The following is a 12,490-nucleotide window of genomic DNA, read 5'->3' as shown; positions in this document are numbered from 1 at the left end:
TTCTCCTTCCGTCCGCCACGCGGGCGGCTCAATCCTGTGAGTGCACCAACCACCACACCGAGACGGGCACGGCCCACCACGTGTCCTCGCGCCCGCCGGGCCCCGGGGAGACGGACTGCACGCGGACGGTGGTGGCGCCGCGAGTCAGCGAGGTGCCGCGCTTGAAGCCGTCGCACACGGCCTGGGCCGCGTCCGTGCACGCCTTCGTCCCCTGCCCGTAGGGGAAGTAGAGGGACACCTGGAAGACGCCGGGGCGGCGCGTCTGCGAGTCCACCCCGGCGCCGGCCGGCGCGGTGCGCGCGGGCAGGTGGTCCACCTTCGCCCAGGGCGTGCCCTCGGCCGGGGTGAAGGGGACGTTGGGGTAAGCCACCGCCTGTCCCACCACGGGCGCCAGCACCGCCTGGGCGTGCAGCTCCAGCGCCTGCTGAATGTCGAGGAGGACGGTGCTCACGTGCCCTCCCCTCCCTTCGCGTCCTTCACCGCCTCCTCGAGGATTTCGCGCAGGTTGGCGAGGGTGGTGCGCACCATGCCGCGCGGGGCCTGCTGGCTGTGGCCGAATTCCAGCCGCCGGGCGTAGGGCAGGTTGTTGGTGAGGTACACGGTGTCGCCCACCTCGGCGCCGTCCAGCACGCTTTTCGCCGCGGCCAGCGTGGCAGCGCCGTCCTTGTCCGCGCCCTCCACCTCGCCGGAGGGACGGCCGCCCACGCCCACCTGCCAGTTGCCCCGGAAGCGGCCGGTGTCCACCGGGGACGCGGTGACGACGTTGGCCAGCACGCCGAGGGCGGCCTTGCGCACCACCTGGCCCGCCTTCCCCGCCGCCGCCGTGACGAAGGACTCCACCTGCCGGCTGAAGCTGGCCCCGCGCCGCACGCGGGAGTCCGTCTGCTTGAGAGTCATGAGGCCACCCGAAGCACGTAGAGGACGGGCGTGCCCTGCAGTTGCACCGGCGGCTCCGTCCTCAGCACCCGCCAGGTGCGCCCCTCCAGCGGCCCCACCTCGTCGCCCGGGGCCGGCACCACCGCCAGCCCGCTGGCGGCCACCAGCAGCTTGCGCAGGCCCACCTGCACCGCCGCGCCCTTGGCCAGGGCGTCCCCGTCCTGCCCGCTGTCGGCCTGCACCAGCACCTGCACCGAGTGCGAGGTGGTGCTCGCCGAGGGCGCGGACTCGGCGGGGTTGTAGGTGCCCACCACGTGGCGCGTGAGGGAGGCCTCCTCGCCGTAGCGCTTCAGCAGCTCGAGGGCCTTGCGGGCCAGTCTGTCCGCCTGGGCGCTCATCCGCGCTGTACCTCTACGCTGCCGAGGCCGGCCGTGCCGCCCTGCACCAGCCGGCGCACCAGCGTCGCCACCTGGGCCGGAATGGGCACGTGCCTCTCCGGAGACGTCCGCAGCGGCCCCACCTGGACGCCCTCGTCCACCACGGGGCCGAGGCCCGCCGTCCAGTCCTCCTGGAGGAGGCGGAAGGCGAACTCGGCCGCCGCGCCCTTCAGCTGCAGGGGCACGCTGGCGGAGGAGACGGGGCAGCCGTCCAGCACCACGCCACGCCGGGGCCAGGCCAGCGCCTGCTCCGCGCTCGCCCGGGCCCCCACGTAGGTGAAGTGGGCGTCGAGGAGACGCGTCGCCCACTTCAGGTGCTGCTCCTTCGCGGCGACGTCGGTGGTGCGCCACGCGGTGTTGTGCCCGCGCGACGAGTGGTAGGCGTCGGCCTCCGCCACGGTGCAGTACGAGTCCGCGGCCGGGCCGCCCGGGGTTGCGTCGAGAGGCATGAGGGTGTCCTCCGGTGGAGTGCGCGTGCTACTCGCCGTGCGCCTTGGCCTTGGCCCTACCGCCCTTCTCCCCCTTCGGCGCCTCCTCCTGGGGCGCGGGCGGCGTCCCGGCCGGCTTCCCCTCCTGCGCCTTGGCGGACTCGGCGAGCTTCGCCTCCGCCGTGCGCTGCGCCTCCCGGGCAGCGCGCAGCTCGGCCCGGAGGCGTGCCATCTCCGCCTCGGCGGCCGCTCGCTCTTCCTCCACGGCCTGGGCCTTCGCCCCGTCCGCGCTGGTGGCCGGCGCAGAGGGGGCGGCACCCGTCATCCCGGAGGCGCCCACGGCCCGGGTGCGCGCCCAGCGTGCCTGGGCCTCCTCGTACTCCCGCGAGTCCCGCGGGTACGCCGAGTGGTACTTACCGAGGACGTGAATGGCTGAGGCCGCATTCGTCGGCACCTGTGCCACTCCGTCCTTGAAGTCGAAGCCCGCGAGAGTGCACGTCTGCCCCTCTCGGGGGCCCACCAGCACCACGTCCACGGCGCGTCGGTTTCCAGTCGTTGAAGTCACGTCATGCTCCACATGGAAGGCGCCCAGCACCCGCTGGGCGCGTGGTTGGACTGCGCGGGGGACTCGCCAGGGCGGACTCGTCCCGCACCTGGCTGCCGCCCCGGCGTGGTTGCGGCCGGGCTAGTTCTTCACGCCCTGGGCCACCGCGAGGGCGAGGTCGCTGTACACCGCGAGGCCGCAGTAGAACTTCACGCGCGTAATCGACTCGTCCTTCGTCTCCGACTCGCCGATGTCCTTCACCTGAATCCCCATCGCCTTCTTCGCGTGCAGCCCGGCAATGCCCACCCGCTGGCTCCCGTCGTCCAGGCACCCGGCGATGATGCTGGTGCAGTTGGTGGACGTGCCCTGCGTCTGGTTCGTCGGCATCCAGTCGTTGCGGAAGACGGGCACGCCCTCGTACTCCAGCACCTCCTCGCCGCTCGGCAGCTCCAGCGTCTCGACGATGCCGGCGCCACCCTGCGCCCGCAGGAGCGCCTTCAGCGAGCGGATGGTGCGCCCGTGCATCATCAGGAAGTCCACCTTCCCGTCCTTCGCCGTCACCCTGTCGAGCAACTCGTCCAGCAGCTCGAAGGAGAGCGTCGCCCCGTTGGCCCCGGCGATGAGCGTCTGGCCGGCACTGGCCAGCGTCAGCAGTCCCTCGAACTCCTCATTGGCGCCCGTCCCGTTGAGGAGGAGGTTGGCGTACTTGCGGCCCACCGCCTTGGCCTTGCCGGCCACCTGGACGGCGAGCTGGTCCGTCGTGTCCGAGTGCGTCGCCTCGACGAAGTTGTCCACCTCGGCGTCGCCGACGATGCGCTTCAGCGCGCTCGTCACCTGGGTGAAGGTGGTGGGCGCCTTCGCGGTGATGGTGCCGCCGACGCCGAGCATCTGCACGTCGCCGAGGACATTCTCGCGATTGTAGACGGCAGCAGGCCCCTCCACCGGCTCAAAGGGGAGGAGGCCGTAGAACCTGTCGACGGTGACGATATTGGCGATGATGCCGGAGACCAGGTCGTCCTGGCTCAGCTTGGCCGCTTCGATGAGCGGATTGGAAGGCATGGAAAGGCTTTCCTCCTCGGCGAGAGGGAAATGACGGCGTGCGGACGCGCCACGGGCAAAGGCTGCCTGAAGCCCGAGAGACACGTCTGATATTGGGAGAGAGTGGCTGCCTCCGGGCGTCACGCCCGGTGTGCCTCAGGCCGCGTCACGCGAACCTGGGACGGCTACTTCCTGTCCGCCAGCCCCCGGGCGATGCGCTGCAAGGGGGAAAGCGTGTCACTGCCGGGCGTCCCGCCCGTTTTGCCCCCCGGTCGCATCCCGCTTCCGGAGGAACCCGTGCCCTCGAAGGCCCGAGCGAAGTCGGGGTTTTTCTTGAGCTCCGCGACGAACTCTCGCGTCGTCACGTAGCCGCCCGTCTTGTGCTCGCGAGGCTCACCCTTCGCGTCGACAATACGGACCAAGAAGTCGCCGTCTTCCTCCACCACTTTCACATAACGCTCGACGTAAGGCAACAGAAGCGACGCGCTGCCCTTGGCGTCTGTGATTGCGGCCAGCGCCTCCGAGTGCACCAGTCGCTTGTGGAGGGCGGTGCGCATGGACTCCAGCGCGGCCTCCTTTTCCCCCAGCGCCTTCGCATGTCCGGACTCGAGCTCCGTGCGCTGCTTCTCCCACGTGGCCGCGCCATCCTTCCCCTTCTGGGCTTCGGCCACCTGCGTGCGCAAGTCGCCCACCAGCTTCTCCGCCTCCTCCGGCGTCTTCGCCAGCTTCTGGTAGGCGGACACCAGCGCCTTCAACTCCTTCGAGGAGTCGCGCTCCTTCTTCAGCGCGGTGGTGAGGCTGCTGTTGTCCAGCCGCTTCACCATGTCCGCGTCGAGGGTGTACTTCGCGCCCTCGCCCTCCCCCTTCGCGTACAGCCCCCGGAACTTCTCGGGGACGATGTCCAGCGCGTCCACTTCCGGCTGCCACTCGAACTCCATGTGCCACGTCTCCTTCGGCCCGGGAGGGCCGGTAGCCCTACAACTCCGCGCGCGTGAAGGCGGCGGACTCCGCCTTGCGCAGTTGCTCCAACGTCAGCGTCTTCCCGCTGGCGTCCGTAAACCTCTCCAGGCGCAGGCCGCCCTCGCGGAAGAGCCGCCCGCGCGTGGGCCCCAGCACCTCGTCCTGGAAGCCCGAGGACTGACGGCGCAGCCAGTCCTCGTAGGACAGCCCCTTGGGCGCCTGGCCGATGTGCTGCTGCGCCCACGTCTCCCGCTGCCGGGCAATGGCCGCGCGCCTCTCCTTCTCGGACATGCGCCCCCACGCGTCGCCCGCCTGGGCCTTCGCCTCCGCCCGGAAGTCCACCTCGCGCTGGCGCCGGGTGCGCACGTCGGTGACGGCGGGCCTGTCCCCCACCAGCTTCACCCCGTCGATGACGGGCACCGTGGAGGAGCGGCACCCGGGGTGCGCGGGCGGGCGCGGGCCCTCGCGCACCGGGAATGTCTTCCCGTCCCGCGCCATGCACACGGGCGTGGTGCGTCCGTCCAGCGTCGATACCCACCGCACCGCCTCGATGATGTCCGCGTTGGCCCGGCACACCTCCTCCCGGGCCTGGGTGGCCACGTGGTTGAGGCCGGTGCGCACCAGCGTCTCCGCGCTGCGCCGGCTCACCTCGGCGACACCGTCGGCGTAGGAGGCGGCCCGCGTGCCCACCACGCGCCGGACGATTTGCTGCGTCGTCTGTCCCTCGGCCATGCCCACCTGGACGGCGCGGGAGATGCGCTCCACGTCAGCCGCGGGCATGGACTCCACCCACGACTCGAAGACGGCGCCGGCGAAGGGCCTCTCGAAGACGGCCGCGTGCAGCACCTCCGCGGTGGGGGCGGCCACGGACAGCTCCACGATGAGCGTCTCGCGCAGGACGGCCGTCTGCCACTGGGCCTCGTACGCGGCGAAGACGGACAGCTCCTCGCGCAGGTAGCCGGCGGCGGCCGCGTACGCCTCTGCGCGCAGGCCACCCACCACCTGCAGCATGTCCTCCAGCCGCGCGGTGGTGACGGGCCCGGCGTCGAAGCCGCCCGCGTCCAGAATCCGCTCCAGCCGGGCGGTGAGCTGCTCGGCGAGGCTGTCCTCGGTGGCGTTGAGCAACTCCACCACCCGGTGCACCACGCCGGCCTTGTAGCGCTCCACCTGGACGGAATGCGCCAGGGTGCGCTCGAGGAGCTCCTCGTTGGCGGTGAGGGGCGCGCCGGCCACCTACGCACCTCCCGGGGGCGAGTCGTCCGGCCCACGCGGGCGGACGGGGATGACGGCCGCCGGCCCGGGCGCCGGGGGCAGGAACTCGATGCCGTTGCCGTGGAGCTGCACGCGCTTGCCCGCGGCTTCGACGTCCAGCGTCTCGCCCGTGGGCTTGAGGATGACGTGCGTCCAGGCGCCGTTGGCGTGGCGGACACCGACGAAGTGCTCGAACTCCACCACCTGCCAGGGCTCCAGGGCGCTCACCTGCTCGGGCAGCGCCAGCTCGCCGGCAGCCGGTGCGGTGTCTTCCGGCACCACCGTGCCCTGCCTGTCCGGGCGCTCCGGCGACGCCTTCCAGCGCCTGTGCGCCCGCCACCACCCGGCAGCACACACCAGGGCCGCGAGCACGGCCACCACGAGGGCCCCCGTCATGACGCACCTCCTGGAGACGGCTGCTGTCCGGCGGACGTGCCCGGGGCAGGTGCCGGGCGCAGGGTGCCCAGCGCGGGCCCCTCGGCCTGGAGAAGGTCCGCGTCCACCTCGGCGTTGAAGTCCGGCGCGAGGACGCCGCGGCGCTTCAACTCGGTGAGGAAGGCCTGCCGCGAAATCTCCCGGGCCGCGCGCGCCTTGAAGAGGACGTCCAGCCCCTGCGCGTCGCCCTCGGACAGGCCGAAGTCGGTGTGCACCTCCACCTTCAGCGCCCCGTCCTCCACCTCCAGCCCCAGCCACCGGGCCGCGAAGTGGAAGGCCAGCTCCAGGGCGTCGCCGAAGGACTCGGCCAGGGCCTGCAGCTCGGAGTGGCTCTGCGCGGTGTTGATGGACTTCTCGGTAGCGGTGGAGCTGCCCGACTTGCGGACGAGCAGCTCCACGCCGAGCGCGGCCATCTCCTCCTTCAAGTCCTCCAAGTCCTTCCGGCCCGCTTCAATGGCCGCCCCGGAGTGCTCCACGTAGTAGAACTTCCCCTGCGGCGACTCGGTGGTGAGCAGCGAGTGCGGGCCCACCTTGAGGCCGCCGCCCTGCCCTCCGTCCTCCCCGCTCCCCGGCGGAGGGGCCACGCCCGAGGCGGCCAGCATGGGGAAGCGCGCCACCGTGAGGACGTTGCGCTGGTCGCTGGACGACTGCCAGTGCTCGACATTCTTGTGCGCCAAGTCGAGCAGCGGGGGCTTGGCGAGCTGGAAGCCCTCGCGGTGCGCGTACCAGGTGACGAGGGGGATGAAGCCCAGCTTGTTGGGCCCGCCGCCCACCTGCGCCCACTCGCTGGTGCCGGAGCGCTCGTACACGGCCCAGGAGTCGGGCTCGAGGACGCGGACGCGCTCCACCTTCACCTCCTCGAAGCCCTCGCGCCGCACCTCGGACTCCCGAATGCGCGCGTGGGTGAGGCGCTCCTCGCCGTCCACCACCTCGACGTAGGCGGCAATGAGGGCCTCGGCGGGCACGTGGACGAAGTACGGGCGCAGGCCCGCGCGCTTCTCGTCCTCCAGCGTCCGGACGGCCTCCGGGTCCACCGCGGGGAAATCCACCAGGACGTGGGTGAGTCCCTTGGCCAGGCCGTCCTTGAAGACGGCGCGCGCCCAGGAGGTGACGTCACTGCCCAGCCTGTCCACGTCTTCCGCCAGCGCCTTCAGCTCCTCCGGCGCGGACTCGCCCAGGCGCACCGGCTTTGAGAAGGGCCGCGTCGCCAGGAAGGAGAGCACCTTGGCGAAGTAGTTGAAGAGGACGGTGCGGTTGAGGCGCTCCCGGTAGGCCGCGTCCTCCTCGCGGGCGTACTGCGGCAGGTACTTGCGGCCGGCCGCGCGCATGGCGCGGGTGCCGCCCAGGAGGGCCAGCACCAACTCCCAGTCGGGAAGCATGTCCCGGTAGGTGCTGCTGGGCGTGTTGACGTCGGCACTCACCGGTAGCTCCCCACCTGGAAGGTGTCTGGGCCGCCCAGCATCAGCTCCGTCAGCGCCCACACCGCGGCGTCCATGCGGTTGGGGCTCCAGGTGGACTCGCCCGGTACCCACGTTGTCTGCTCGTCCTCCAGGGCAATGAGGCGGCCCACGTGGTGCGCCTGCCCGCGCTCGTAGAGGGCGGCCACCGGCTCCGCGCGCTTCGCCTTGCCGCGCGAGGCCGTCACCACCTTCACGCGCACGTGCTTCTTCGCCTCGCGCGCCTTGCTTCGCAGGGTGGTTTCCACCATGTCGCCGCCGAAGTTCTTCTCCCCCACCACCGCGTCCGCGCTCTCCTTCTCGTAGACGGCCAGTACCTTCGTGGCCCACCCCTCCGCGGAGTACTTCCCGGAGTCGTCGCGCCACACGTACGCGTGGCCGTTGGTGGCCTTCCCCGCGCAGACGAGGCCCACCTCGTCGTTGCTAGGGCCGTCCCCGCCAGCCGGGTCCACCGCCACCACCACGCGCACCATGGGCAGCGGGCGCCCTTCCGCGTCCTTCGGCAGCTCGGGCACCCGGGCGTTGTCCAGCAACTCCTGCGTCCAGAGGGCGCCCACCGCTGCGGCTTTGAAGGCCTCCTCCACCGTCGCCGGGTACTCGCGCCGGAAGTCGTGGACGCCCTTCTCGAAGGCCGCAATCTTCGAGCGGCGCCAGGCCAGTTGCTCGTCCTCCAGCGCGTAGCCGTGCGCCTCACGGCAGAGGGTGGCGTACCTGTCCTCCTCCGAGGTGCGCTGGAAGCCCTCCGACACCGGCAGCCGGTACTCGGGCTGCCAGAACCAGGGGACGAAAATCAGCTCGTACTCGCTGGCGCCCTCCTGCGCCGCCTTGCACAGGCGGTGGAAGAGGCCCTGGGGCCCGTCGCTGGTGGACTCCAGAATGACTTCCGTCCCCGGCGCATTCGGCACCGCCTCCAGCACGCCGCGCATGTGGGTGGAGGCGTTGGGCCAGAAGGCCACCTCGCTGCCGTGGAAGTACTGAATCGTCGAGGAGCGCCCCGTCCCCTTGCTGCCCGCGGTGCCCACCTTGTACCCGGAGGACAGCCTGTCGAAGACGAGCTCCTTCGCGTTGGACGCGCCAATGGAGGGCCGCACCAGCTCCGGGCAGTTGTCGTGGTACCGCTTCGCCATCTCGAAGAGGTTGGCGGTGGCCGGGTCCTCGTGCGTGAGGATGAAGGCACGCACGCCCTTGCGGTGGGACACCTTCCAGTAGAAGCGCGCCTCCACGTACGTGCTGCACCCCTGCTGCCGTCCCTTGAGGACGATGGCGCGCACCCGCCCGGTGCGCTTCAGCTGCGCCTCCAGCCGCTCGTGGATGAAGGCCTGGGCGCGGTTGAGCTGCAGGTGCGGCAGCTCCCCGCCCGTCACCTCCTTCGGGCGGATGCGCAGGCAGCGCGAGGCGTAGTGCGGGAAGTCGTCCTTCAGCCGCTGGCGGATGGCCTTCTCGCGCGGGCTCAAGGCTTTCGCGACACGGGCACCCGCAGGGCGCGGGGCCAGGCGTGCACGCACTCCACCTGGACGGGACTGACGGGCGGCGCTCATTCCAGGGCCCCTAGCGCGTCCTCATGGGTGAGCTTCAGCTCGCCGCCCAGCTCCACCTTGTCGGTGAAGAGCTTCAGGTACTTGCCGAGCAGTTCCAGAGACTTCGGCTTGTCCCAGAACTTCACCTTGGTGAGGGTGCCCACCTGGACGCGCTCCTCGCCCTTGCCCGCGAAGAGATCCTCCACCTCCACCGAGGCGATGGCCCGGCGGATGTCCTCCGGCATCTTGTGGAGCGGCAGGAGGGCGCCGTCCGCGTCGAGCACCCGGCCCGGGTCCGAGAAGCCGATGCGCTTCAGCTCGCGGAGCACCTCCACGGCCTCGACTTCGGCCCGCTCCGCAACCACCGCCTTTCCAGCCTCGACGGACTCTCGGACCTTGGGATTCCTTAGCAACTTCGAGGCCGTCACCTCGGCGGAGAGCTCCGTGTAGCCCGCGCGGATGGCGGCCTGCTTCCCGTTGGAGTCGACCAGGTACTCGCGGACGAAGGCCGCCTGCTTCGGCGTCAGCCCACGCGCCGGCTCAGCCGGTTCCGTCCGGTCAGAGCTGGGGCTGGGCTTCCTAGTGCGCTCGCGTGCCACGGCGCCCAGTCTCCCGGGCAGCGTGGACAGCGTCCGGAGGGGCTGGCCCCTCCCAGTCGCTTTGGACTTTTACCGGCGCCCCTAGAGACTCAATCCAGCGCCTCATTGGCGTCGTCGTCTTCGGGCTCAGAGGGACGCTTGAATGGGGGTTCCCACTCCCATTCCTCAACGACCGAGAGGTAAACCGGGTGGTGCTTCAGGCGCGACGACGTACCCAACGCAACGAAGGAATGATGGAGCTGGCGGAGCGCCTGTCCCATCATGTTCTCCGCGCTCGCGGCCTGTCCTTGGCGGGCGTACTTGACGACCCCGTTCACGAGCATGGTGATGACCTGAGAGAGGTCATCGGCAATGTTCTCCCCATCCCGCTCCGTGCCACCGGGCGTCGGACCGGTCCGACCGCAGATGGTGCACGTTACAGGAGCCCCTCTGTTCGGAATCCGTGATGCGAAAAACTGTGCGCCACGCCGTTCGACTTGGCATCCGAAGGCGCTGATGTCACGCCATGCAATCGTGGCGGCACGCATCATCCACGGTTCGCATCCAGCAGCATCACCGTGCCATGCGTGGTTAACGGTCCCGTGAATGAGCGACTCCGCAATCTCTTCGAAGTCGCCAACCAGGTCCTGAAGCCTCGCTGGAGCCCCATCCTTTCGGCGGGAGAGAACGCCCCCGCATCCACGACAGACCCTCTCATCGTGTGGCTCTGCCTTGAATTCGCCTGAAAGACCCGACTGCTGGCCCAGAGCCTTCTTCTCGGGCGAGGGGAGCCCCGCGGCCAGAACATCCGCTCTTGCAGCGGCATACAACTTGCCGGTCTTCGCCATGTGGGCGCGAATCCGGTCCTTGAGGTCCTTCTTCTTGGTCATGGTCGCCGTCCTTGACGCTGTGCGCGACGGACCCATGCTCCTCGCTCACAGCGCAGGAGGCACCGCAATACCCAGCCCGAGAAGAAGACTCCCCTTTGCCCCGCAAGCAATGGCCACGCATGGGATGGCCGTCTGGGGTTACGCGTGGGTGGACGCGCTGAAATAACCGTAGCGCCCGCTCTTCGCCCTCGCAAGTCGATGCTCTGCCTGACTTGTCGCCTATGGGCACACCTCTGGCCAGAACTCGAGCTGCGCTCCTGAGCGGTCTTTCCGGGCCCGGGGCGCGGGCGCCAACTCGGGGCGCAGGAGCAGCGCTCGCCCGTAGGCCACAGCTGCTTTGCGCAGCCTGTCCCTTGCCCGCGCGAAGGACTCATCATCCCCGTCATCCGCATCCGCGTACGCCAGGGCAGCAGCCGTCAGGCGTTCCCACGGGGAGGAGTACGCCTCGGCGAGGGGCGTCTCTAGGGATTGCTTACGCGTCACGCGTTTGAGGTGGCCCCAGCACCGCTTGTGCCGTGGTGCCGCGGGACGGCCGCAGCCCTCCGAGCACAGTGGCTGACCCGCACAGGAGGTCATGGCACACCGCCCTTCCGGAAGGCAGGCTTCACCAAGTCCGCGAGCGAGCGAGGAAGCCCGCCAGTCTGCGGGGCCTTCTTCGCAGCACGCGGCCGGGTCGGACGCGCGGCACGGGGCTCCAGCGGGGCGGGTGGCGGAGGCGGTGCCAGAGCATCCTGGGCTCGGACGGCCACGGCGAGTTCGTCGTCCCCCCAGGCCAGTTCCACCAGCACGCGGGGCTCGCCCTGCAGCTGCGCGTACACCCACCGGACGAGAGGCGAGGCGTCGTCCACGCGGAGCTGCCGGGCCACCTCGTCGCGGACGGACTTCAGCGCCGACGGGAGGTTGTCGTCCCGATCCAGCCGACGGGGCGCGACGCGGGTGAGGCGGACCACCAGGAGGGCCGGCCCCATCCACCCGGGCCAGAGCAGCCCCGTGGTGTCGCGCTGCCCCTGCGCGCGGCGGTGCCGGGCCATGGGGTGCTCGCGCTGGTTGGTGGGGTTCTTCGTCACCACCGGTACCTCGAAGGTGATGCGGGAGCACGTCATGGCTGCCTCCAGTCGCCCCGGGCCACCACCAGCCGGCGCACGTGGGCGCGCAGTTCGGCGGCGGGCACCACTTCCACCAGCCGCCTGTAGAGCGTGTTCTTCGCCTTGCCGCGAACTCCCCGCGCGGCGCCAACCTCGTCCAGCAACGCCAGCGACTCCTCGCGCCAGAGCAGGCGACAGGTGTTGTGGGCGCAGGGGTCTGGGTTGGGGAGAGCGGGCCGGGCTGCATGGAAGCCGTCCCGGCTGGCGATGACGATGCCCCACCAGGCGGGCAGCAGCGGCAGCGCCGCGTCCAGGTGCCGCAGGCCCACGACCAGCGTGCACCGGTCCATCACCTCACCGTAGCGCCACACCTGGACAGGCAGGCGCTTCAGCGTGTCCGCGTCCGCCTTCACCTCGTACCCGTGCAGGCAGTCCGCCGAGATGACGGCCACGTCCACGCGCACATGCCCGTGATGGAGTCCCATCTCCTCTAGCACCTGCGACCCAGGGTGAGCAGCGCGCAGGCGGGCCACCAGCCCAGGGCGGACGTCTGCGTCTCGTCGGCAGCTCATCGAGCACCTCCCGAGGACACCTGTGCGCAGAACTCGAGGACGCGGGCCCGGAAGCCGTCGAGCTGGACGGCCAGGCGGGCGGTGCTCGCGCGCAGCTCCGCTACCAGCTCAGCCTCGACGACGGTCGCGCGGCTGTCCTCGTGCCACCCGACCACGCCGTGGCCCTCAGTCTCACGCCGGTAGTCCGCTCCGTACGCAGCACGGCACTCCTTCTTCCCGCACACGAAGCGCTGGCGCGGGCTGAGCGGGCCCTTGCAGTACACACACCGCCCCGCCGCCACCGATTCGCGCAGGCGGCGGATGAAGCGGGGCTGGCCGTAGGTCCGGGTGGCACAGGCTGTCACGATGCACCTCCATGCAGCTCAAGCGTGAGCCGAGCGCGCCACTGCACCGACGCGCCAGCGCAGCATGCGCTGATGGCA

General features: G+C 70.7%; 16 protein-coding genes. All 16 read right to left on the bottom strand.

Annotated elements, in window-relative coordinates:
- Positions 1-28: 28 nt before the first annotated feature.
- Positions 29-451 carry a phage tail terminator-like protein gene (locus tag G4D86_RS36115; protein ID WP_163998677.1) on the bottom strand — a complete coding sequence of 141 codons (423 nt, stop codon included), beginning with the start codon at positions 449-451 and terminating at the stop codon, positions 29-31.
- Complete coding sequence (locus tag G4D86_RS36110; RefSeq protein ID WP_163998676.1) at positions 448-897, bottom strand: HK97 gp10 family phage protein; 450 nt, start codon at positions 895-897, stop codon at positions 448-450. The genes G4D86_RS36115 and G4D86_RS36110 overlap by 4 nt, the downstream gene beginning before the upstream one ends.
- Positions 894-1,274 carry a hypothetical protein gene (locus G4D86_RS36105; protein ID WP_163998675.1) on the bottom strand — a complete coding sequence of 127 codons (381 nt, stop codon included), beginning with the start codon at positions 1,272-1,274 and terminating at the stop codon, positions 894-896. Before G4D86_RS36105 ends, G4D86_RS36110 begins: the two co-directional genes overlap by 4 nt.
- Positions 1,271-1,762 carry a DnaT-like ssDNA-binding protein gene (locus G4D86_RS36100; RefSeq protein WP_163998674.1) on the bottom strand — a complete coding sequence of 164 codons (492 nt, stop codon included), beginning with the start codon at positions 1,760-1,762 and terminating at the stop codon, positions 1,271-1,273. The genes G4D86_RS36105 and G4D86_RS36100 overlap by 4 nt, the downstream gene beginning before the upstream one ends.
- Before the next feature lie 28 nt (positions 1,763-1,790).
- A complete protein-coding gene (locus G4D86_RS36095) occupies positions 1,791-2,306 on the bottom strand; it encodes a hypothetical protein (RefSeq protein WP_163998673.1) in 516 nt (171 codons plus the stop codon).
- A 120-nt stretch (positions 2,307-2,426) separates the two neighbouring features.
- The gene (locus tag G4D86_RS36090) at positions 2,427-3,344 is read right to left on the bottom strand and encodes a major capsid protein (RefSeq protein ID WP_163998672.1); all 918 of its coding nucleotides are present in this window, start codon (positions 3,342-3,344) and stop codon (positions 2,427-2,429) included.
- A gap of 164 nt (positions 3,345-3,508) precedes the next feature.
- Positions 3,509-4,261: a hypothetical protein gene (locus tag G4D86_RS36085; protein WP_163998671.1), complete on the bottom strand. Its 753-nt coding sequence runs from the start codon at positions 4,259-4,261 to the stop codon at positions 3,509-3,511.
- Positions 4,262-4,298: 37 nt separating this feature from the next.
- On the bottom strand, positions 4,299-5,516 hold the full coding sequence (locus tag G4D86_RS36080) for a minor capsid protein (protein WP_163998670.1): 1,218 nt from the start codon (positions 5,514-5,516) through the stop codon (positions 4,299-4,301).
- Complete coding sequence (locus G4D86_RS36075; protein ID WP_163998669.1) at positions 5,517-5,930, bottom strand: hypothetical protein; 414 nt, start codon at positions 5,928-5,930, stop codon at positions 5,517-5,519.
- A complete protein-coding gene (locus G4D86_RS36070; RefSeq protein WP_163998668.1) occupies positions 5,927-7,390 on the bottom strand; it encodes a DUF4055 domain-containing protein in 1,464 nt (487 codons plus the stop codon). The genes G4D86_RS36075 and G4D86_RS36070 overlap by 4 nt, the downstream gene beginning before the upstream one ends.
- Positions 7,387-8,880: a phage terminase large subunit family protein gene (locus G4D86_RS36065; protein ID WP_163998667.1), complete on the bottom strand. Its 1,494-nt coding sequence runs from the start codon at positions 8,878-8,880 to the stop codon at positions 7,387-7,389. Before G4D86_RS36065 ends, G4D86_RS36070 begins: the two co-directional genes overlap by 4 nt.
- 80 nt (positions 8,881-8,960) lie before the next feature.
- A complete protein-coding gene (locus tag G4D86_RS36060) occupies positions 8,961-9,542 on the bottom strand; it encodes a terminase small subunit (RefSeq protein WP_163998666.1) in 582 nt (193 codons plus the stop codon).
- 89 nt (positions 9,543-9,631) lie between these two features.
- Entirely contained in the window at positions 9,632-10,411 is a 780-nt protein-coding gene (locus G4D86_RS36055) for a hypothetical protein (RefSeq protein ID WP_163998665.1), read from the bottom strand.
- Between the two features lie 572 nt (positions 10,412-10,983).
- Positions 10,984-11,514, bottom strand: a complete 531-nt coding sequence (locus tag G4D86_RS36050; RefSeq protein ID WP_163998664.1) for a hypothetical protein — start codon at positions 11,512-11,514, stop codon at positions 10,984-10,986.
- The gene (locus tag G4D86_RS36045; RefSeq protein ID WP_163998663.1) at positions 11,511-12,068 is read right to left on the bottom strand and encodes a sce7726 family protein; all 558 of its coding nucleotides are present in this window, start codon (positions 12,066-12,068) and stop codon (positions 11,511-11,513) included. Before G4D86_RS36045 ends, G4D86_RS36050 begins: the two co-directional genes overlap by 4 nt.
- A complete protein-coding gene (locus G4D86_RS36040) occupies positions 12,065-12,412 on the bottom strand; it encodes a hypothetical protein (RefSeq protein WP_163998662.1) in 348 nt (115 codons plus the stop codon). The genes G4D86_RS36045 and G4D86_RS36040 overlap by 4 nt, the downstream gene beginning before the upstream one ends.
- Positions 12,413-12,490 lie beyond the last annotated feature (78 nt).

It is taken from the genome of Pyxidicoccus caerfyrddinensis, from assembly GCF_010894405.1.
GTDB classification, from domain to species: Bacteria; Myxococcota; Myxococcia; order Myxococcales; family Myxococcaceae; genus Myxococcus; species Myxococcus caerfyrddinensis.
Note: the sequence above shows the minus strand (reverse complement) of the source record. Positions and strands in the feature narration are given on the sequence as shown.